At 67.6% G+C, this 20220-nt stretch carries 18 protein-coding genes; 3 read left to right on the top strand and 15 right to left on the bottom strand.

From position 1 onward, the window contains the following. Positions 1–4 precede the first annotated feature (4 nt). The 5 genes from bcsB to bcsD all read right to left on the bottom strand — a co-directional run bounded on the left by bcsB (position 5) and on the right by bcsD (position 6772). Positions 5–2374: a cellulose biosynthesis cyclic di-GMP-binding regulatory protein BcsB gene (bcsB, locus tag ACZY0R_RS07645; RefSeq protein WP_488857838.1), complete on the bottom strand. Its 2370-nt coding sequence runs from the start codon at positions 2372–2374 to the stop codon at positions 5–7. A gap of 88 nt (positions 2375–2462) precedes the next feature. After that, entirely contained in the window at positions 2463–4721 is a 2259-nt protein-coding gene (gene bcsA, locus ACZY0R_RS07640) for a UDP-forming cellulose synthase catalytic subunit (RefSeq protein ID WP_488857837.1), read from the bottom strand. Then, on the bottom strand, positions 4718–5491 hold the full coding sequence (gene bcsQ / locus ACZY0R_RS07635; RefSeq protein WP_488857836.1) for a cellulose biosynthesis protein BcsQ: 774 nt from the start codon (positions 5489–5491) through the stop codon (positions 4718–4720). The genes bcsA and bcsQ overlap by 4 nt, the downstream gene beginning before the upstream one ends. After that, complete coding sequence (gene bcsP, locus ACZY0R_RS07630; protein WP_488857835.1) at positions 5488–6126, bottom strand: cellulose biosynthesis protein BcsP; 639 nt, start codon at positions 6124–6126, stop codon at positions 5488–5490. Before bcsP ends, bcsQ begins: the two co-directional genes overlap by 4 nt. Before the next feature lie 61 nt (positions 6127–6187). Then, positions 6188–6772: a cellulose biosynthesis protein BcsD gene (gene bcsD, locus ACZY0R_RS07625; protein WP_488857834.1), complete on the bottom strand. Its 585-nt coding sequence runs from the start codon at positions 6770–6772 to the stop codon at positions 6188–6190. Positions 6773–7262: 490 nt separating this feature from the next. Here bcsD and ACZY0R_RS07620 point away from each other — a divergent pair, with 490 nt between their 5' ends. Further along, positions 7263–8669, top strand: a complete 1407-nt coding sequence (locus ACZY0R_RS07620) for a class II fumarate hydratase (RefSeq protein ID WP_488857833.1) — start codon at positions 7263–7265, stop codon at positions 8667–8669. 170 nt (positions 8670–8839) lie between these two features. Here ACZY0R_RS07620 and ACZY0R_RS07615 read toward each other — a convergent pair whose 3' ends face one another. Together ACZY0R_RS07615 and ACZY0R_RS07610 are read right to left on the bottom strand one after the other, a co-directional pair. Next, entirely contained in the window at positions 8840–9229 is a 390-nt protein-coding gene (locus ACZY0R_RS07615) for a YfeK family protein (protein ID WP_488857832.1), read from the bottom strand. 126 nt (positions 9230–9355) lie between these two features. Further along, positions 9356–10081, bottom strand: a complete 726-nt coding sequence (locus ACZY0R_RS07610; protein ID WP_488857831.1) for an SDR family oxidoreductase — start codon at positions 10079–10081, stop codon at positions 9356–9358. A 266-nt stretch (positions 10082–10347) separates the two neighbouring features. Between ACZY0R_RS07610 and ACZY0R_RS07605 the strand changes: the two genes are divergently transcribed. Then, positions 10348–11283 carry a 2-hydroxyacid dehydrogenase gene (locus ACZY0R_RS07605; protein WP_488857830.1) on the top strand — a complete coding sequence of 312 codons (936 nt, stop codon included), beginning with the start codon at positions 10348–10350 and terminating at the stop codon, positions 11281–11283. A gap of 18 nt (positions 11284–11301) precedes the next feature. On the opposite strand, the gene ACZY0R_RS07600 is transcribed toward ACZY0R_RS07605, so the two are convergent. From ACZY0R_RS07600 to ACZY0R_RS07575, 6 genes are all read right to left on the bottom strand, one after another. Then, the gene (locus ACZY0R_RS07600) at positions 11302–12657 is read right to left on the bottom strand and encodes an ATP-binding protein (RefSeq protein ID WP_488857829.1); all 1356 of its coding nucleotides are present in this window, start codon (positions 12655–12657) and stop codon (positions 11302–11304) included. Beyond that, entirely contained in the window at positions 12657–13373 is a 717-nt protein-coding gene (locus tag ACZY0R_RS07595) for a response regulator transcription factor (protein ID WP_488857828.1), read from the bottom strand. Before ACZY0R_RS07595 ends, ACZY0R_RS07600 begins: the two co-directional genes overlap by 1 nt. Positions 13374–13389: 16 nt before the next feature. Beyond that, the gene (glk, locus tag ACZY0R_RS07590) at positions 13390–14403 is read right to left on the bottom strand and encodes a glucokinase (RefSeq protein ID WP_488857827.1); all 1014 of its coding nucleotides are present in this window, start codon (positions 14401–14403) and stop codon (positions 13390–13392) included. Positions 14404–14407: 4 nt separating this feature from the next. Then, positions 14408–15088, bottom strand: a complete 681-nt coding sequence (gene pgl, locus ACZY0R_RS07585) for a 6-phosphogluconolactonase (protein WP_488857826.1) — start codon at positions 15086–15088, stop codon at positions 14408–14410. Between the two features lie 71 nt (positions 15089–15159). Beyond that, a complete protein-coding gene (gene zwf / locus ACZY0R_RS07580; protein WP_045236458.1) occupies positions 15160–16608 on the bottom strand; it encodes a glucose-6-phosphate dehydrogenase in 1449 nt (482 codons plus the stop codon). 201 nt (positions 16609–16809) lie between these two features. Further along, the gene (locus ACZY0R_RS07575) at positions 16810–17607 is read right to left on the bottom strand and encodes a PaaX family transcriptional regulator (protein ID WP_488857825.1); all 798 of its coding nucleotides are present in this window, start codon (positions 17605–17607) and stop codon (positions 16810–16812) included. A 200-nt stretch (positions 17608–17807) separates the two neighbouring features. Between ACZY0R_RS07575 and ACZY0R_RS07570 the strand changes: the two genes are divergently transcribed. Beyond that, positions 17808–18599 (top strand): crotonase/enoyl-CoA hydratase family protein, encoded by a 792-nt coding sequence (locus ACZY0R_RS07570; protein ID WP_488857824.1) that lies wholly within the window; start codon positions 17808–17810, stop codon positions 18597–18599. A 483-nt stretch (positions 18600–19082) separates the two neighbouring features. Here the strand turns inward: ACZY0R_RS07570 and ACZY0R_RS07565 are convergent, their stop codons facing one another. Both ACZY0R_RS07565 and ACZY0R_RS07560 read right to left on the bottom strand, forming a co-directional pair. Further along, a complete protein-coding gene (locus ACZY0R_RS07565) occupies positions 19083–19337 on the bottom strand; it encodes a hypothetical protein (RefSeq protein WP_488857823.1) in 255 nt (84 codons plus the stop codon). Then, entirely contained in the window at positions 19334–20185 is an 852-nt protein-coding gene (locus tag ACZY0R_RS07560) for an inositol monophosphatase family protein (RefSeq protein ID WP_488857822.1), read from the bottom strand. Before ACZY0R_RS07560 ends, ACZY0R_RS07565 begins: the two co-directional genes overlap by 4 nt. Positions 20186–20220: the final 35 nt, after the last annotated feature.

Below are 20220 nucleotides of genomic sequence, written 5' to 3'. Positions count from 1 at the left end.
ACGCTCACTTGTCTTCTCCCCGCTTGCGGCGGGCCGCGCGCGCCCGCAGCGACAGGAAGAGCAAGGCGGCCAGCAGCAGCGCGGAGCCGCCGATCATCAGCACCATGGCCAGGGGCCGCTGCGAGAGCCACCACTGCACATAGGTCCAGGGCGGCAGCTTGCCCACGTAGTAGTTCTGCTGGGCCGCCAGGCTGTCGATCTCCTTGCCGCGCACCAGCGCCAGGCTGCCCTGCACGTTGGCGACCTGGTCGGGATCGAGCAGTACCTCGGTCATCGCCAGCAGGCCTTGCGGCGCATTGCTGGTGACCGCGACCACGCTGCGCCCGGACGCCAGCGGCGACTCGAAGGCGCTGAGCGCGGCATCGGTACTGGCGCTGCTGATCGACATCCGTGCTTCCAGCGGACGGTTGCGCGTGCCGTCCGCACCGTTCCACCAGCCGGCTACGGTCGAGACAATATCCGTCAGCGAGAAGCGCTTTTCATTGCCCCCCAGCGACACCGGCATGCGCTCGGCCCACTGCGTGAACAGCGGCTGGCTCTGCGTGGTGCCGATCACCAGCAGATCGCGCGCGGACTGCTTGTCGACCTGCGCCGCGACGCTCACGGCCACGCCGGTGGCGGGATAGCCGGTGGACTCACCCATGCGCCCCATCAGCGTGAGATAGGTCGAATAGTCCTCGGCAGCCGGCTTGTCCGGCAGGATCACCGCGGTCTCGGACAGATCGGCCATCCGCGTGAACGGGAAGCCGCTGTTGCCGAACACCGCCAGGTCGGGCAGCGCGATAAAGTGCGGCAGGCCGGAGATGTTGAGGGTCGAATCCGGATCGATGGCGCCCTTGACGTTGTCGAGCAGCACGTCCTTGCAGGCACCCTGCTTGAGATAGTCGTAATAGAAGTGGAACTGCAGCTGCGTGTGCGCGGGCAGCATGAACAGCGGCAGGTCGATGTGTTCGCTGACCGGCACCGAGCCGTCCGGCAGCACCTTGGCCAGCAACTGGCTGGCGCGGCCATCCTGGTTCTTCACCGAGCGCAGCGGATAGGCACGCAGGAACTGGTTGCTGACGTTGATATTGAGCGTGGACTTGTCCACCACCGGGCGCGGCGTATAGCGGTACTTCAGGTCGATCGGGATGCCCTTGGTGCGCCAGCCGAACAGGTCGGGCGGCAGGCGGAAATTCACGCGCACGAGATCGGGGTTGTAGCCCGAGACGTTGAGGTCGCGCACTTCGGCGAGTTCGCCGAAACGCACCGGCCGGTCGCTGCGGATCCAGTTCGGCGCGTCGTGGGGCACGCGCGGCGCCACGTCTTCGAGCTTGTTGATGGTGGCGCTCTGCCCCGACAGCGCGCGGGCGCCGAGCGTGAGCGCTCGCGCCGCGGTCTTCAGCTCGGCGCTGTCGCGCCCCATCACCAGCAGCAGCTTGGCGTTGGCATCGCCCGGATTGGGCACCACCGCGATCGACGGCCCGTTGATGGCGGGCACCTGCACGCCCGCCGGCTTTTCCTCGTTGGTAGCGAACACCACCGCATTGCCTTGGGCCGGCACCTGGTTCAGCGTGCCGGCAAACGATGCGCCGCGATAGCCGGCCAGCGCGCCGAACCACGACGAGACGGTTCCCGCCGCTTCCAGCGTGGCCAGCGACGGCGCGCCGGCGAATACGAAGGGCAGCCTGAGGCGGCCGACGTCGCGGCGATCGAAGAACGGCAGCGGCAGCAGCGACAGTTCGTTGGCCAGTGCCAGCGGCGTCAGCGTGAGTTCCAGCACGCTGCTGTTGCCGACGGTGGCCCACAGGCTGGAGTGGAAAGGATCCTCGCAGTCGGTGGTGTAGTGGCCGATGAGTTGCAGGTTGAGGCGGTTGAATTCCGAGATCAGCCGCGGATCGATCGGCACCTCGCGCTCCAGGCTGGTGCCCGCGGTCTCCTTGGGCACCGGCACGGTACCGGCGACTTCGCCGTTGACCATCACGTTGATATGCGACAGCGCCGGTATCAGCGCGGGCGAATAGGTGTATCGCAACTTGAGCCGCGCCGAGGTCACGATCTCGTCGGCGCGGACCGAGAACGGCACGCCGTTGATGGCGTCCACGCCGCGCAACTGAAAGGGCGCGGTGGCGCCCAGTTGCTTGAGCGTAAGCTGGACCGTGCGCGCGCCGCTGCGGGGCGCGCCCGTGGCGGCCTGCGCGGCGCTGGCGGCGGGCGCCTGCGCCGCGACGGCGTCACGTGTGGCATCGGGCACGCCGGCGCGCTGGGCGCCAGCCGGGTTTACCGTCAGCATGGTGAGCGCGAACAGCGCACCCAGGCGGGTCAATGCTGGCAAGCGCGTGGGTGGCATTGTGGACAAACGTGCGGGCAGGCGTGGTGTCTTGGTCAAACGCATTCTCTTCTTTCTTGCCAGTGGTCCGGTGCGTGGTCAGATCGCCGCTCCCCATGGGGCGGGGAAGCGGCACGTGGGCCGCTCAGGCCAATCAGTTTGCGGAGGCGCCAGGTTCGGGCCGCCGCAGCAGGCGGCGCATCTCGCGGCCCAGGTGGAACATCACATTATGGAAACCGAGCAGGCCGATGCGCAGGATCTGGCCGGCGGCCAGCCCAGGCGCATCCGGGCGCTTGCGGCCCCAGGAATCGATCCACGCGTCGGCACGCGCGAAGGTGCATTGCACGAAGGCCAGTTCCTCGCGCGGACTCATCTCGGCCAGTTCCAGGCCAGTGTGCGTCTCGCCCTGGAACACCACCTTGGCGGGGAATATGTGTTCGTCGTCCTGCAGGTAAAGCGATATCTGCACCGGCTCGCCCACGGTGGCGTTCATGCCCGGCGGCAGCCTCATGCCGATGCCGCCTTCGGCAAAGTCGATGGTTTCGCACACCAGCGCGCGGCCATCGGCGAAATGGAGCGTGGCGGGCAGCGTCATCGCGACCCGGTGCGCCACGCGGATCTGGCGCGTCTCGCTGGCGACAGCGATGGAGGCACCGAGGATGATCAGGTTGTAGAACGTCCAGATCAGGTTGAGCACCACCGTGGTGGCCTCGAACTGATTCCACAGGAACAGCCGCAGGAAACCCACCACCACGCCCAGCAGGTTGAACAGCAGCAGCACCAGGTAGGGCCGTGATATCACCCAGTCGAAGTAGGCTTCCTCGATCACCCCGCCCTTCGGCGTCACGTTGAACTTGCCGGCCGCGGGGTTGACGAAGGCCACCAGCACGGGACGCATGATGTACCAGGCCAGCACGGATTCGTAGACCTCGTTCCAGAACGAATGCCGGAACTTGCCCTGGATGCGCGAGTTGGTCATGTTCGCGTGCAACAGGTGGGGCAGCGCAAAGATGGCGATGGTCAGCGCCGAGGCCTGGATCACGTGGGCGCCGAACAGCAGGTAGGCCAGCGGCGCGGTCAGGAACACCAGCCGCGGCAGGCCGTAGAAGAAGTGCAGCATGGCGTTCAGGTAGCACAGCCGCTGCGGCAGCGACAGCCCGGGCCCGAACAGCGGATTGTCCACCCGGCAGATCTGCGCCATCCCGCGCGCCCAGCGGATGCGCTGGCCCACGTGGCCGGACAGGCTCTCCGTGGCCAGCCCCGCCGCCTGCGGGATCGCCAGGTAGGCGGTGCCGTAGCCCTTGCGGTGCAGCTTGAGCGCGGTGTGTGCGTCCTCGGTCACGGTTTCCACTGCGATGCCGCCCACTTCCAGCAGCGGCGCGCGGCGGATGATGGCGCACGAACCGCAGAAGAAGGTTGCGTCCCACAGGTCGTTGCCGTCCTGCACCAGGCCATAGAACAGCTCGCCCTCGTTAGGCACTTCCTGGAAGGTGCGCAGGTTCTTCTCGAACGGATCGGGCGAGAAGAAATAGTGCGGCGTCTGCAGCATGGCCAGCTTGCGGTCCTTGAGGAACCAGCCCATGCAGATCTGCAGGAAGGACCGCGTGGGAATGTGGTCGCAATCGAAGATCGCCACATACTCGCCGTGCGTGCTCTTGAGCGCTTCGTTGATATTGCCGGCCTTGGCGTGGCGGTTGTGGTTGCGCGTGATGTGGGTGACGCCGACCTTTTCGCAAAATTCGCGGAATTCATCGCGCCGTCCGTCGTCCAGCACGTAGACGTTGATCTTGTCGCGCGGCCAGTCCAGCGACATGGCGGCGAACACCGTCGGCTTCACCACCGACAGCGGTTCGTTGTAGGTGGGGATGAAGATATCCACGGTGGGCCAGCTGGCGATGTCCGCCGGCATCGGAACCGGGCGGCGCTTGAGCGGCCAGGCGGTCTGGAAGTAGCCCAGCATCAGCACCACGAAAGCGTAGAGCTCGGCCAGCACCAGGCCGATGCCGAAGGCGGCGTCGATCCAGCCACCCAGGCCCACGGTTTCGGTCAGCCGCCAGTACATATAGCGGCTGGAAGCCGCGATCGACAGCACCACCATCATCAGGGTGGCAAGGTGCCCCTTGACCTTGTTCAGCCACACCGCAAGCGCGAAGCACACCGCGGCAAACCCGACCTGCTGCCAGAAATCCAGCGGCACGGTGACCACCAGCGCAAACATGGCCAGGCCGCCCAGCAGCGCAAGCCACCGCGCCGGGGCACTGTCCCACAAGGGAAGTTCGACGAAAGTCGTGCCGAACCGCTGCAATAGGGACGACAGCCCGTTGGGCTTGTTGTCTTTGTCGTGGTTCTGGTCCTGGTCCTTGGCCCGCGCGGTCTTGGGCGCGGCAGTGGCTGCTGCCTTGGCTGGCTTCACGCGGCTTCTCCGTGGGTGGCCAACGCTTTCCGTATCCACGCGGCGCAGCGCTGCAGGTCGTGCGTGGCCTGGCTGTGAGGGTTGTATTCGAGCACGCTGCGATCGTAGGCAAGCGCCTCGGCCACGGCCTGGTCCTGGTGGATCACGCCCAGCACGCGCTCGCCGAGCTGGGCGCGCAGCACCTGCACCACGTCCTTGCCGAGCTGGCGGCTCACGTCGACCTGGTTGATCACCAGCACGTGGCCCAGGAAATCCGGCCGGCCCTCGCAATAGGTGCGGATCAGGTCTTCCATCAGGGGCAGCGTGGCGTAGGACGCCGCATCCGGCAGAGACACCATCACGCACAGTTGCGCGCACGACAGCGCCTGTCGCATGTAGGGCGACGGACCGGGGGGCGTATCGATCACGACCACGTCATCGCGGCCCAGGCCCAGCGCGGCAAGCTCGGTGCGCAGCCAGCCCGGGTGGGTGGCCAGGTGCGCTTCAAACGCGGAGCGGTCCGCCTCGTTCAGCGCGCCGAACGGCACCACCAGCACGCGTGAACGGCCTTTGTACATGCTCTGCTGCCAGGCTTCGCCAGCCAGGGTCGCCCGTGCATGGCCCGCGACCTCCTGTGGAGGCATGCCGAAATGCAGGCGCAGGGCATTCTGCGGATCCAGGTCGACGGCAAGCACATTCTCCCCGGCAATGGCCAGCGCTTCGGCCAGGTTGGCCGACAGCGTGGTCTTGCCCACGCCGCCCTTGGCCGAAACAACAGCAATGATCTTCACGAGCGATTCAGCCGATCAAGAAAGGAGCGGCGCGCTGGCGCGCGCTCGCTGGTTGCGCCTGGTTCCTTGCGGCCTTCAAGCCGCGCGAATACCTTGTCCAGTTCCGTGCCGGTGCCGGCGGCGTGGTTCGGATCCACCGGCGCCCACAAGCTGCTTTGCTGCGGTGCGGAAATCGCGGGACCTGACACCGCTGCCGGTGCGGCAGGGATTGCCTGCGCCGGCGCGGCGGGCGCGAGCGGCCTCGCGGCCGGCGCCAGAGGCGCCATGCCTTCCGGCGTGCGGAATTGGGGCGCCATCCCGGAGACTGCCCTGTTCACAGCCGACGGCGCTTCATGCCCTGCATTTTCGCGGACCGGCTCCGCGGCCGGTGGCGGCTGGCTGGCGGGCGCCGCGGCCCGCCACAGTGGCACGGGCGATGCGGCCGGCTCCGCGGCTGGGCGGCTAAATTCATGTCCGGGTGGCATCGCGGGCTGGACTGCCGGCACCACGGCGGCGCGGTCGACGCGCATAGCCGACAGCAGCGGCCAGCGCTCGCGCGCTTGCGCCGCGGCGTCTTCGCGCACAATCTCTTTATACGTCTCCGTCTTGCCGCCGAAGCGTTGGAACAGCTTGGACAAATCGTCGGATTGACTCATGGCATTTCACTCACGCAAGGATGGGGGCCGGGGCGGACCTGCGGCAAACCGCCGCAGCTCCTCAACGCCCGAACCGGAATTCAACGCATCCGGTGGCATCAATCGGCGTGCTCTGGCTGACCCGCAGGGCCTCGGACGAGCCAAGCATGCGGAACCAGTGTTGGTACGCCCCCTCCAGGAACGCCGGCGACCAGTCGTCGGCAGCGTCTCCGAGTGCCGCCTTCAGCGGTGCGCAATAGTGCCGGATCACCAGGGCGCCGCCAGCATCCTCAATGCTGGTCCAGCCCCAGTCCACGTCCAGCCAGATCTGGGCGATGGCCCTTTCGAGTTCGGCGAGCGTGGCGCACGCGCCCGGATCGAAACGTTGAGCAAAACGCACACCCACGCGCCACATGACGGCGCGCAGGCTCGCCGGATCCATGCTTTCCGCCAGTTCCTCACCCAGCGCTGACAAGACCTCGCGCCATTGCGATGAGCAATGGCGCTCAGTCAAATACTGAAGAATCGCTTGATTCACCCCGAGTTCCTGTTTTAAATATTCGCCGAAAATATTCTTATTGTTGAAGCCCATTTTGTTACCACCCAGGCTTATCCGCAAATGCTTCGTGCGCAACAATTGTCCGTCGGCCGGCCATGTTTCATCCATGCAACATGCGGCTTTGTGATCCCGCGCCACGAGGTGTGATTAAAGCACACGATGCAGATTGAAATGTGTTAACAGCCAACAGCCTGGCCGGCCGGGGCAGACGGGCGTCTACAGACTGACAGCTTCCGGCACCGGCGTGAACCCTCCCCCTCCGGAAGCGGGGATATGAGACAGCTTTCGCCGCGCCTGACCGCGACGCCAGCCACAGGTCCGGGGGGCAACGCGTGTGGTCCCGACATTTAGCTTTGTATGGAATTTATGCTTGTTTCTATAAAACAAGGCGTGAAATAGACGGCTTCCTTGTGTCATTTTTTATGGCACAAGGGGATTGACATTCATGCATGCGGACAACGAACCGGGGCGGCGGGCCTATTCTGAAGGTCTGGACCCGCATCCAGCCGCCGCGGCCAGGACACCTCACACTTCCCGCCAGCGCGGCAAAGCCAGGCGTCTTTCTCGGAACCGTCCGCCGACCGAACAGGAGAATGCCATGTCCGAGCGCACGCAAGCCGCCACCCGGATCGAAAAGGACAGCCTTGGCGACGTGCCGGTGCCGGCCGGGCACCTGTGGGGGGCGCAGACCGAGCGTTCGCGCCAGAACTTCCGCATTGGCACCGAGAAAATGCCGTCCGCGCTGATCGAAGCTTTTGCCATCCTCAAGCTCTGCGCGGCCCGCGCCAACCGCGAACTGGGCGTGCTCAAGCCCGAACTGGCCCATGCCATCGAACAGGCGGCGCAGGAGGTCATCGCCGGCAAATGGCCGGACGAATTCCCGCTATCGGTCTGGCAGACAGGCTCCGGCACCCAGACCAACATGAACCTGAACGAGGTGATTGCCAACCGCGCGATCCAACTGCTTGGCGGCGAGCCGGGCTCAAAGGAACCGGTGCATCCCAACGATCACGTCAACGCCAGCCAGTCCTCCAACGACAGCTTTCCCACCGCGATGCATATCGCCGCCGCCCGCACGATCCAGTTGCTGTTGCTGCCTGCGCTGGAGACCTTGCGGCAGGCTTTCGGGCGCAAGGTGGACGCTTTCGCCGACATCGTCAAAGTGGGCCGCACGCACTTGCAGGACGCCGTGCCGCTGACGCTCGGCCAGGAATTCTCCGGCTATGAGGCCCAGGTGGGCGATGCCCAGTCGCGCCTGCAGCATGCCATGCTGCGCGCCATGCCGGTGCCCCAGGGCGGCACGGCGGTGGGCACCGGACTCAATGCGCCGCATGGCTTTGCCACCGCGTTCGCGCGCTCGCTGGCGGACTTCACCGGCCTGCCGTTCGAGCCCGCGCCCAACCGGTACGCGCTGCAGGCGTCGCACGATGCGCTGGCCGACCTGTCCGGCGCGCTCAACACCACTGCGTCGTCCTTCCTGAAGATCGCGCGCGATTTCATGCTGCTCGGGTCCGGCCCGCGCGCCGGTTTTGCCGAACTGGTGCTGCCGGCCAACGAACCGGGCTCCTCGATCATGCCGGGCAAGGTCAACCCGACCCAGGCCGAAGCGCTGGCCATGGTGTGCTGCCGGGTGATCGGCAACCATACCGCCATCACGCTGGCCAACGGGCTTGGCACGCTGGAGCTCAACGCCTACAAACCGGTGATTGCCTACAGCCTGCTGCAATCAGTCACGTTGCTGGCCGACGCCACCGCGAGCTTTGCCACGCACATGGTGGAAGGCGTGGAACCGGATCGCGAGCGCATCGCCGAACTGCTGGCGCGCTCGCTGATGCCTGTGACCGCGCTCAATCCGCACATCGGCTACGACCGCGCCGCCGAGATTGCCAGGCTGGCCGTCAGGCGGAACCTGTCGCTGCGCGAGGCGGCACTGGCGTCGGGCCATGTTACCGAGGCCCAGTTCGACGCATGGATAGACCTGAACGGGATGACGCAGGAAACCTAAGGTGCCCGGCAAGAAAGCCGCGGCGCCATGGGTAACTGTCTGAAACAGCCGCACGCCCCGGTCCGGCGTGCCGGAATGCAAAAGCGTACCCGTTTCTGCGCGCCTGCAAACGCGCCGGCAAGAGCCGGAAGAGCGCCTTGCCGACGGTTGGCGCGCCGGTCCTGCCAGGCCTACTTGCCCGCCGCCTTCTGGCGATAGCGCGTGAGTTCGGCGCCCAGCCAGGGGCCGCTCTCCACCGGTTGCGCCTGGCCGCACTTAACCAGGTAGGGCTTGCCGCTGACGCTGCTCATGCTAGCCCCCAGCTCGATGAAGCGTTCGCTCGTGGTGACGGCGCCCTTGTCGGCGAGGTAGTCGTATTTCTTCTTCAGGTGAGCGGCCGCGTCAGGCGCGGAATACCAGCTGCCGTTGCGGTTGAACTGGCAATTCGAGCCGGCGAGATAGGAGAACAGGTGGCTCACCTCGGCCTGCGTCGCAGGGGACGGCGCGGTCGCCGCCGCGGGGGCGGCCGGGATCGCCAGAGCAGTGGCTAACAACAAGGCGGACAGGAAGGCAGGTTTCATTGGGGGACCAGGAAGTCGCATCCGCCGCATTAGAACGGCATTCCTGAACCACTTCAAGTCATGCCAGGCCGCCCCGGCGGCAAAGCGTACCCGTTTCTGCGTACGTTCAGCGCCTCGGTGCGATGCTCAGCCGATGGCGCCACCGCCATCCACCAGCACCGTAGAACCCGTGGCAAACCCCGTACCGGCCAGGTAGAGGATGGCCTGCGCCACATCCTCGGGCTGGCCGATGCGCTGCGCCGGCAGGCGCGCGGCCACGCTCTCGTACATGGCCTGGCGCGCGGCGCCGTCGAGCTTGTCCCACAACGGCGTGGCGATCAGGCCCGGGGACACGGTATTGACGCGCACCGGCGACAGTTCCAGCGCCAGCCCGCGGCCCAGCGCGTCCAGCGCGGCATTGATCGCACCCTGCAGCACCGAGGTCTTGTTCGGGCGCACGCCCAGGAAACCGGACACCATCGTCAGCGAGCCCTGCGCGCGAATCGGCACCGCGCGCGCCACGCGGTAGGCGCCCCAGAACTTGCTGTCCATCGCGGCATAAGCGTCGGCCAGCGGCAACTGGCGCACCGGGCCAGTCGGCGTTTGCGCGGCGGAGATCACCACGTGGTCCCACGGTTCGGCGGTGCTCATAAATTGCGCCACGCTGGCGTCGTCGGTGATGTCCAGCGTGGCCCCCGTCACCGTGCCTGTGCTGCCAGCCAGGCCGCGCACGGCAGCATCGACCTTGTCCCGCGAGCGCGAGGCAATGGCGACGTTCGCGCCGCGGGCGGCAAAGGCGGTGGCCGCGGCCAGGCCGATGCCGGAACTGCCGCCAACCACCAGCACCCTGGCGTCCTTGAAATCGGGGAACATGGCAAGACTCCTTTAATCGTCAACCGATGATGGAGAAGGGAAGGCCTCCTCCGTTCCGGACATTATGATCACGCGCCGCCGTCCGATCATCCACCCTGGATTGGAAGCACTCTTGGCGGAAATTTGATAATCGGGCCCCATCCGCCCCGCGCCGGCAAGCCTGGCGCAGCGCCGCTACAATGCCGCGGTGCAGCTTAGGCCCCGCGCCTGGAGCCAGCCGCCCTCTTTCCGCCCGTCACCGGCGGCCCCAGAACATCCCGCCCAACATGAAGCCGCTCCTGCTCGTCCTCAGCCACGTCAGCACCGAACACCTATCCTGGATTGCCGAACAATACGAGGTACGCTACGCGCCCGACAGCGCCAGCCGCGCCGCCCAGATCAAGGAGGCCGGCGCCAGCGTACGCGCGGTGCTGACGATCGGCTCGGTGGGCCTCACCGCCGCCGAAATCGACGCCATGCCCGCGCTGGAGCTGGTGTGCGCGCTGGGCGCCGGCTACGAGAACATCGCCGTGGCCCATGCGCGGGCGCGCGGCATCATGGTCGCCAACGGCGCCGGCACCAACGACAGCTGCGTGGCGGATCACGCCATGGCGCTGCTGCTGGCCAGCGTGCGCGCCATTCCGGCGCTGGACCAGGCCACCCGCGCCGGCAAGTGGCGCACCGCGTTGCCGCTGCGCCCCAATGTGTCGGGCAAGCGCCTGGGCATCCTTGGCCTGGGCACCATCGGGCGGCGCATCGCGCAGCGCGGCCTGGGCTTCGACCTGGAAGTGGGCTATCACAACCGCACGCCGCGCGGCGATGCGCCGTTCCGCTATTTCGATACGCCTGGCGCGCTGGCCGAATGGGCCGACTACCTGGTGATCGCAACGCCCGGCGGCACCGGCACCCGGCACCTGGTCGACGCCGGGGTGCTGGCCCGGCTCGGCCCAGGCGGCTTCGTGGTCAATATCGCGCGCGGCAGCGTGCTCGACACCGCGGCACTGGCCGACGCCCTGCGCGCAGGCAAGCTCGGCGGCGCCGGGCTCGACGTGTACGAGACCGAACCCGGGCCGCCGGCCGAATTGTTCGACTGCCCCAATGTGGTCCTGACCCCGCACATGGCGGGCTGGCCGCCGCAAGCCATCGCGGCATCGGTGCGGCAGTTCCTGGAGAACAGCCGGCTGCACTTTGCCGGGGAGCCGGTGCTCACGCCGGTAGGCTGATACGGGAGGCGGCGCGATTCAGCCCGCGGGAAATTCCACCCGCACGCGCAGCCCCGGCGCCGCGTCTTCCAGCGCGACGCGCGCGCCGTGCGATTGCGCGATCTCCGCCACGATGGCCAGGCCCAGCCCGCTGCCTCCGGTGGGGGCTTCCGGCACACGGTAGAAGCGGTCGAACACCCGCGCGCGCTCGACGGCCGGAATCCCCGGACCGTCATCGCGCACCACGAGTTGCACCGTGTCCGCGGCCGCGACGGCCGCCACGGCCTTCACGCGGCAGGCCTGCACATCGACCTTGCCGCCGGCGGGCACGTAGCGCAGCGCATTGTCGACCAGGTTGGTCAGCAGGATGCGCAGCGCATCCGCATCGCCGCGCACCATAGCCGGCCCGGCATCCGCATCGGCATCCAGCCCCAGGTCGATCTGGCGATCGAGCGCAGCCTGGGTCATCTCGGCCACCACGTCTTGCGCCAGCGCGCGCAGGTCCACCGGCTCATGCGGCGGCACCGCCGCGCCGGGCTCCTGGCGCGCCAGCGTCAACAACTGGGCCACCAGATGCGTCAACCGTTCCAGCCCCTGCCGCAGCTTGCGCACGGCCTCCTGGCGTGCCCCGGCGGTGTCGGCGCGCTCCACTAGTTGGGCTTGCAGTTGCAACGCCGCAAGCGGCGTGCGCAGCGCGTGCGCGGCGTCGGCGACGAAGGCACGCTGGGTATCGATGGCGTGCGACAGCCGCGCCAGCAACTGGTTGAGCGCCTCGGTCAAGGGCGCTATCTCGTCGGGCATGCTGCTGACGGCCAGCGGCGCCAGGGCATTGATGTCGCGCTGGCGCACCCCGGCGGCGATCTCCCGCAAGGGCCGCAAGCCGCGCCCCACGGCAAGCCAGACCACCCAGCCGATCAGCGGCAGCAGCAACAGCAACGGCGCCACGGTACGCAACGCCATGCGCGCGGCCACCTGGCTGCGCGCCGACATGGGCTGGGCGATCTGCACCACGGCAGGCCCGAGCTGCACGCTGTAGATGCGCCATTCGCCTTCGTCGGTCCTGACATTGGAGAAGCCCAGCTCGGCCCGCGGCGGCAGGGCCGGATGCGTGTGCGAGAGATAGAGGCTGCGCCCCGAGCCGTCCCAGATATGGATCACCACGTCCTCGTCCGCATGGAACAGGCTGCCGCCGGGCGACTCCGGCGGCGTGAACAACGGCGTGACCGGATTGGCGAACTGGCTGGGCAGCGCGGCGGCTACCTGCTTCATCTGGTAATCGAACAGCGCGTTGGCTTCTTGCCGGGCCTGGCCATAGATCAGCAAGGTGGCGATGGCAATGCCGGCCAGCAGGCCCAGCGCCAGCCACCACAGCAGGGTTCTCTGGATGGAACGCATCAGCCCGCGCTCCCGGACGAAGACGGCGCACCGTCCTCCAGCTTCGGCACCACATAGCCCACGCCGCGGATATTGCGGATCAGCGCCGCGCCGAATTTCTTGCGCAGCGCGTGGATGTAGACCTCCACCGTGTTGCTGCCCACTTCGTCGCCCCAGCCGTACAGGCGCTCTTCGAGCTGCGCCACCGACCACACCTTGCCGGGTCGCGCCAGCAGCGCGGACAGCAAGCCGAACTCGCGCGCCGACAAGCGCACCGGCTCGCCGTCGAGCGTGACTTCGCGGGTGACGGGGTTGATCACGATGCCGCCATAGCGCAGCAGCGGCTCCGCGCGGCCTTCGGCGCGGCGCATCAGCGCATGCATGCGCGCGGCCAGTTCCTGCAGGTCGAAGGGCTTGACGAGGTAATCGTCGGCGCCGGCATTGAGGCCCGCGACGCGATCGGCCACCGCGTCGCGCGCGGTCAGGATCAGCACCGGCGTGTTCACGCCACGCGCGCGCAGCGCGGCCAGCACCTCCAGGCCGGAGCGGCGGGGCAGGCCGAGATCGAGCAGGATCAGCGCGTAGCAGGCTTCGCCGTCCGGACCGCCCGACTGGATGGCTGCGGCGAGGCCGGCCTCGCCATCTTGTACCCAGTCCACCGCGAAGCCTTCCTGGCGCAGCGCCAGCTTCACGCTATCGCCGATCATGGCGTCGTCTTCCACCAGCAGCACTCGCATTGTCAGTTCTTCCGGTTCAGGCTGGCCTGCCTGGATTGGATTGTGCGTCGGGGAGTCCGTGAGCAATCGCCTCAGCCAGCGCCTGCGCCAGTCCGGGCAGCGCCGGGAAGCCGGCGGTGATCACGTAAACCGGCAGGTTTTCCAGGTAGGCGCGCATGCGGCCCTTCGCGGCAAACCGCGCATTGAAGGCAGACGCCCGCAGCGCGGGCACGAAGCGCGGCAGGATGCCGCCGCCCAGGTAGACGCCGCCGCGCGCGCCGAGCACCAGCGCAATATCGGCCGTCACTGACCCCAGCAGGCCGCAGAAGACGGTGAGCGCGCGCTCGCAGACCGGGTCGTGCCGGTGGACCGCGCCTTCCGTTACCTGCGCCGGTTCGAGCTGCCGCGCCAGGGGCGTACCCGTTTCTGCGTGCAGCGCGGCGTGCGTCAGCGACAGCCCCATGCCCGACAAAAGGCGTTCCGCGGATACGCGCCCGAAGGCCTGATTGGCCGCGCGCCAGGCGGTCCATTCGTCTTCGGTCTCCGGCATCAGCTCGATATGCCCGCCCTCGCCGGCCAGCGCCACGGCCGGGCCGGAGCGCGCCGGCACCAGTCCGGACACACCCAGGCCGGTGCCGGGCCCGACCAGCGCGAGCGGCGCGCCGGCCACGGCGGTGCCCGGGCGCAATAGCGTCAGGTCCTGTTCGCCGAGGTGTTGCAAACCCAGCGCCAGCGCGGTGAAGTCGTTGATGGCCAGCAGCAGGTCGAAGCCGAGCGAGCGCTGCATCTCCGAGATGGAAAACGCCCAGGCGTGATTGGTCAGCTTGACGCGATCGTCGGTCACGGGATTGGCCAGGCCGACCGCCGCGTAGCGCGGCCTGGCGCTGCCGGGCGGCAGCCCGCCGAGGTAGTGCAGCATGGCCGCCTCAAGCGAGGGGAAATCGGCCACCTTGAGCGCGGTCACCGGGCCGATGCGCTGCGGCGCGGTCTCCAGCGCAAAGCGCACATTGGTGCCGCCGACATCGCCCAGCAAGCGCGGATAGCCTTGCATGGCGTCAGGCCGAGAAGACATCGGTGCCGTGGCGGTGCCGGCTCAGCACCAGGCTGACGGGCAGCGCCGGCGTGGGCCCCTTGCTGGCGTTGGCGAACACGGCTGCCTTGGCCGGCCCCGCGAACGACAGGAAGACGCGGTCGGCCGCCAGCAACGCCGCCAGGTTAAGCGTGATGCGCGCGTGCGGCGCCTCGCGCGGATGCGTCACCAGGTAGCCCGGCTGCGTGTCGGCCAGCGCCTGCTGCAGTTCGGGGGCTTCGGGAAACAGCGAGGCGGTGTGGCCATCCTCGCCCATGCCCAGCACCACCACGTCGGGCTGCCGCCAGGCCGCATTCAGGCGCGCCACCGCGCTCGCCGGATCGGCCACCTCGGCGGCATCGGCCACCAGCGGCACGAAGGCCGCCTTGCCCGCGGCCTCGCGCAGCAGGTGGCGGCGCACCAGCGCGCCATTGCTGTCGTCATGGTCCGGCGGCACCACGCGCTCGTCGACCAGCGTAACGGTGACCGCGTCCCAGCGGATCGTGCGGTGGCGCAGGCGCTCGAACAGCGGCACCGGCGAGCGGCCGCCCGATACCGCCAGCACCGCCCAGCCGTTTACGCCAATGGCAATCTCCAGCGCGTGGGCCACCGAGATCGCCATCGCTTCGGCCAGGTCCGCCTCGGAAGTATGTTCGTAGCGTCGCATGGTTTCTCCTTTTCGAATGATGGTTGGCAAGGCTTGCAAGAACCTGCAAGAACTTGCAAACAGAGCCGCGGCTAGACCTCTTCGTGCCAGAGCGAGCCGTCGCGCGACATCAGCGCTGACGAAGCGGCGGGCCCCCAAGTGCCGGCGGTATACGGCTTGGGCGGCACAGTGCTGTCCGCCCAGGTATCCAGGATGGGTTCGACCCAGCGCCAGGCCTGCGCCTGCTCGTCGCGCCGCACGAACAAACCCAGCCGGCCGCGGATGACATCGAGCAGCAGGCGCTCGTAGGCGCCGGCGCGCCGCACCTTGAAGGAGTTGGCGAAGTCCAGATCAAGCGAGGTCCCGGTGAGCGCCACGGTATCGCCGGGCTGCTTGACCAGGAAATACAGGCGAATGCTCTCCTCGGGCTGCAGCCGGATCACCAGCCGGTTCTGCGGCGACAGGGTCAGCGGACGCGGGAAGATCGCATGCGGCACATCGCGGAAGTGAATCACGATCTCCGCCACGCGCGACTGCATGCGCTTGCCGGTACGCAGGTAGAACGGCACGCCGGACCAGCGCCAGTTGGCGATCTCGGCCTTGATGGCGACGAAGGTCTCGGTATGGCTGTCGGGCGCGATGCCCTTCTCGTCCAGGTAGCCCACCACCGGCTTGCCGCCCACGGCGCCGGCGCGATACTGCCCGCGCACGGTTTTCTCGGCCACGTCCTGCGGCGTGATGGGCTTGAGTGCCTTGAGTATCTTGATCTTCTCGTCGCGGATGGCGTCTTCGGACAGGCTGGTGGGCGGCTCCATCGCCACCATGCACAGCAATTGCAGCAGGTGGTTCTGCACCATGTCGCGCAGCGCGCCGGTACTGTCGTAGAACTCGCCGCGCGTTTCCACGCCAAGCTCCTCGGCGATGGTGATCTGCACGTCCTGCACCCATTCGCGGCGCCATAGCGGCTCGAACAGCGCATTGCCGAAGCGGATCGCCATCAGGTTCTGCACCGACTCCTTGCCGAGATAGTGGTCGATGCGGTAGATCTGGTCTTCGGCGAAGAACCGCGCCACCGCCGAGTTGATCGCATCGGAAGAATGCAGGTCGTGCCCGAGCGGCTTCTCCAGCACGATGCGGACATTGGGATGATTGAGCCCCGTGCGCGCCAGTTGCTCGCAGATGGGCACAAAGATATGCGGGCCCGTGGCGAGATAGCACACCACCACTTCGGGCGCGCGCTGGAGGACCTTCTGCGCCAGCGCATCGAAGTGCGCCGGCTCGCGGGCATCCGCCTGCACGTAGCTGATGCGGGCCAGGAAACTGGCCCAGGCTTCCGGCGGCGCGTGCTCAAGGCCGGGCCGCACGCTTTGCTCCAGCGAGCCGACATAGTCCTCGGTGGTCAGGGGGTGGCTGCCGGTGGCAAGGATGCGCGCGTTCGGGTGCAGCAAACCCGCCCGGTGCGCATCGAACAGCGCCGGCAGCAGCTTGCGCCGCGCCAGGTCTCCGGTGCCGCCGAACAGCACCATGTCGAAATCGGGCATGCTCACCCTGTACTCCTTGTCTTGGCCAGCGTAGATGCGGCGCAAGCACCTGGCGGGGCCCGCGAGGTCCCGGCAACGCCAGCGCGCGTCACTTGACTGAGTGACACGATGCGCCGCATAAGTTCCGGCCAGTTTACGTGAGTCGCCGCCGCTTGGCGAGGCATGGTGCGCATACGCCTCCCGGCGGGCACCGGGCCGCGATCAGCCGTCCAGCAGCGTCACCCACAGGCCGCGGGCCTGCAACTGGTAGGTGCGGGTGGCCTCGATCAGGGCGCGGCGGGGCGCCGGGTCCATGATGGCCTCGGGCAGCAGCGGATCGCGCACGATGGCGCGGATGATGGCGCGGCCCACCAGCATGGTCTCGCGCGCGGCGGCGTCGGGCGCCATGCGCGCCAGCTTGGCCTGGCTGCGCTCCAGCTGCGCCAGCGCGCGGCGGTAGGCCGATTGCAGCGCCTGCACGTCCCACAGTTGTTCCATGCGCGCTTCGGCATCGGCGTCGAACTCGCGGCCGACGAAGAGCAGGCTGGCACCGGCCATGCCCAGCCGGGACAGCGCCGTGCGCGTCGCCACCGCGCCGCCGGCGAGATTGTCGGGGCGCACATTGATGCCGGCCGCCAGTGTGCGGAAGCCGCACAGCGCCAGCGCGCGCGCATGATGCCGCCACGCGGTCTTCTCGCTGCGCGCGACCGCGGCGTCCTGCACCACCAGCCAGTCGCCAGCCCAGTGTTCCAGCCGGCTTTCTTTTTCAAACCAGTGCTCGACCTCGTCATAGACCGGATTGCCCTCCGGCAGCACCGCGTAGCAGCCGCGCTCCGTCTTGACGATGCGGCCCTGGCGCTGCAGGCGCGTCAGCGCCACGCGCACGCTGGGCGTGCCGATGCCCATCACCTCGGCGCCGCGCGCCAGCGCCTGCACCGGCAAGGTTCGTTCCGGGTGGCCGAAGAGCAGGTCCAGCACCAGGTCGGTGGCGGAGGGCTCGCGGATCTCTATTTCATGCATGAGCGGCAGCGGGGACAATAAGGGCGGCAATGAGTGCAGTGTCGGCACCGTGAACGGCGAAGGGTATACCACAAATATTTCTTTTAATGTCATTAATATATCATTCAATGAAATATTTTGGTATTTGGAAAAACACCTAACCCACACCCCATCGCCACTTGATAAGCACGTTAACAATCCCAGGCACCGAGGAAGCGAGCATGCATATTAAGCCCAACCCCTATGTCAGGACCGAAACCGACGGCCCGGTCTTCACCATCATTCTGGATCGCGCCGACAAGCGCAACGCCGTGGACGGTCCCATGGCGCTGGCGCTGCGCGAGTCCTTCGCGCACTTCGAGTCCGACCCGGCCCTGCGCGTGGCGGTGCTGTGGGGCGCGGGCGGCCATTTCTGCGGCGGCGCCGACCTGTCGGCGGTGGGCGACCCCGCACGGCGCCACGAACTCAATCCGCAAGGCGGCGGCGCGGGCCCGATGGGCCCGAGCCGGATGGCCCTGTCCAAGCCGCTGATCGCGGCGGTCAGCGGCTATGCGGTGGCGGGCGGGCTGGAACTGGCGCTGCTGGCGGACTTGCGCGTGGCCGAGCGCGGCGCTGTCTTCGGCGTGTTCTGCCGGCGCTGGGGCGTGCCGCTGATCGACGGCGGCACGGTACGGCTGCCGCGCATCGTCGGCATGGGCCGCGCGCTCGACATGATCCTCACCGGCCGCGCCGTGCCCGCCGAGGAAGCGCTGGCCATGGGACTGGCCAACCGCCTGGTCGAACCGGGCCAGGCCCGCGCCGCCGCCGAAGCGCTGGCGCACGAACTGGCCGCCTTTCCCCAACGCTGCATGCTGACGGACCGCGCCTCCGCCTATGGGCAATGGGACCTGCCGCTGGCCGACGCCCTGCGAGCCGAAGGCGCTAGTGGCGCGCCGATCGTCCTCCAGGAAGGCCTCCAGGGCGCCGCCCGCTTTGTTGGCGGCGCCGGGCGGCACGGCAATTTCTCCGGCTGACACACACACCGATACACGCGCGAATCCGGGATAAACGCGGCCCGGACGACCAAAGCGTACCCGTTTCTGCGTAAGCAATGAGACAGCCAGAAGGCCCAGATCTCGCTCACGCGAAATCCCTAACCTTCGATGTCCGAGGACCAAAAACAAGAGCGCTGCAGCCAGACAACGATTCGGTGTAGCCGTGCGAAGCGCCCGAAGGGCGGGCCGCACCAACCTTCGATGCGAAGCGAGCCGTCAAGGTCTACCAGGCCGTATGGGGCGTCCTCGTCGGCAGGCAAAAAGAGCGGAAAAGAGGGGGCCATGTCTGAGCATCGCCTTAAGGCGATGTGAGTTTGGCCCCCGGCCGCTCTTTTTGCCTGACGACGAGGAGGGGGTCGCCCCCCGCAGGGGGGTGAAACCGCCTTTGACTTTAAGCCTTTGAAGTTGAAGTTGAAGTTGAAGTTAAGCAGTTGAAGTCAAGCAGCTACTGTTAGCCAACCGTTAACCAACCCCATCAATCAACACCGCCAACCCAGGATCCCGCGCAGCAAAAACATCAAACACCCCCATCGCCCTCAACCCCGGCAACAACCCCACCAAATCCTCCCGCGCCGCCGCCCGCCGACCCGCATCTTCCCCCGGATCATTCATCACCCGCCAGCTAATCAAAAACGCCCCCACGCTACCTTTGCGCACAGTCACGCCATTCACCTCCACCCCATCCACCCCATCGGGCAGCAAAGCATCCGGCCTCATGCGCCCTCTCCCGACAGCGCCGCGTTCAGCACGCCATGCATGGCCGCCCCGGCCGCCACAATCCCCTGGCAACCCCAGGTCAGTGGCTTGCCATCGTGCGCAGTCACAGTGCCGCCCGCCTCCCTCACCAGCAAGACGCCGGGCAACCAGTCGTAATAGTCCTGTCCGCACTCCCAGTAGCCATCGAGCGCGCCGCGCGCCACCAGTGCCAGCAACAAGGACGTAGGCCCGTACACACGCTGGCCGAACACCTGCGGCAACATCCGGCCAAAACGGTCAAGGAAATCCGCGGTATCGCTGCGCACCTGCCCCGGCCAGTTCGGATGCGCCGTGGCAATCAGCGCCGTTGTCAGCGCCGAGCGCGCGTTGGCCCGCAACGGCTGGCCATCGCAATCGGCGCCCTGCCCTGCCACCGCGCGATAAGTGCGGCCGGTGGCCGGATCGTGCACCAGCGAGAGGACCGGATCGCCCCGCACCACCAGGCACAGTGCGATGGTCCAGCCCGGCATGCCGCTCAGGTAATGCAAGGCCCCGTCGATGGGATCGCAAACCCAGTAGGCGTCCGCAAATTCCGGCGCCTGTTGCTCGCCGCTCTCCAGCTCCTTGTCGGAGAACGGGATCTCTGGCCAGCGCTCCAGCAGGGCTTTTTCCAGCACCGAACCCACGGTGCCGCTGTGGTGATCGAACGCCACGCGCAACGCGTCGAAATCGGCCGGCGCGCTCAGCGGTTGCCCGGTACGCAGCCACCGGCCCTGCCCGGCGAGCAGGGTGGTCAGCATATCGAGCACGTCGGGCACCGGTTGGCCAAGGCGTTCGGAGAGGGTTGGCGCTTTTACGTTGGCATTCACGATGGATCGTTCCTGGGGTGGTTGGTGCAGCCAGT

The organism is Cupriavidus sp. F041, assembly GCF_057814235.1.
The sequence above is the reverse complement of the archived record's forward strand: the minus strand, read 5'-3'. Positions and strand labels throughout refer to the sequence as shown.

Bases quoted from the DNA above. Each gene is read 5' to 3' on its own strand.
- bcsB (WP_488857838.1), bottom strand. From the start codon at position 2,374: ATGCGTTTGACCAAGACACCACGCCTGCCCGCACGTTTGTCCACAATG.
- bcsP (WP_488857835.1), bottom strand. From the start codon at position 6,126: ATGAGTCAATCCGACGATTTGTCCAAGCTGTTCCAACGCTTCGGCGGC.
- bcsD (WP_488857834.1), bottom strand. From the start codon at position 6,772: ATGGATGAAACATGGCCGGCCGACGGACAATTGTTGCGCACGAAGCAT.
- ACZY0R_RS07620 (WP_488857833.1), top strand. From the start codon at position 7,263: ATGTCCGAGCGCACGCAAGCCGCCACCCGGATCGAAAAGGACAGCCTT.
- ACZY0R_RS07615 (WP_488857832.1), bottom strand. From the start codon at position 9,229: ATGAAACCTGCCTTCCTGTCCGCCTTGTTGTTAGCCACTGCTCTGGCG.
- ACZY0R_RS07610 (WP_488857831.1), bottom strand. From the start codon at position 10,081: ATGTTCCCCGATTTCAAGGACGCCAGGGTGCTGGTGGTTGGCGGCAGT.
- ACZY0R_RS07605 (WP_488857830.1), top strand. From the start codon at position 10,348: ATGAAGCCGCTCCTGCTCGTCCTCAGCCACGTCAGCACCGAACACCTA.
- ACZY0R_RS07600 (WP_488857829.1), bottom strand. From the start codon at position 12,657: ATGCGTTCCATCCAGAGAACCCTGCTGTGGTGGCTGGCGCTGGGCCTG.
- ACZY0R_RS07595 (WP_488857828.1), bottom strand. From the start codon at position 13,373: ATGCGAGTGCTGCTGGTGGAAGACGACGCCATGATCGGCGATAGCGTG.
- glk (WP_488857827.1), bottom strand. From the start codon at position 14,403: ATGCAAGGCTATCCGCGCTTGCTGGGCGATGTCGGCGGCACCAATGTG.
- pgl (WP_488857826.1), bottom strand. From the start codon at position 15,088: ATGCGACGCTACGAACATACTTCCGAGGCGGACCTGGCCGAAGCGATG.
- zwf (WP_045236458.1), bottom strand. From the start codon at position 16,608: ATGCCCGATTTCGACATGGTGCTGTTCGGCGGCACCGGAGACCTGGCG.
- ACZY0R_RS07575 (WP_488857825.1), bottom strand. From the start codon at position 17,607: ATGCATGAAATAGAGATCCGCGAGCCCTCCGCCACCGACCTGGTGCTG.
- ACZY0R_RS07570 (WP_488857824.1), top strand. From the start codon at position 17,808: ATGCATATTAAGCCCAACCCCTATGTCAGGACCGAAACCGACGGCCCG.
- ACZY0R_RS07565 (WP_488857823.1), bottom strand. From the start codon at position 19,337: ATGAGGCCGGATGCTTTGCTGCCCGATGGGGTGGATGGGGTGGAGGTG.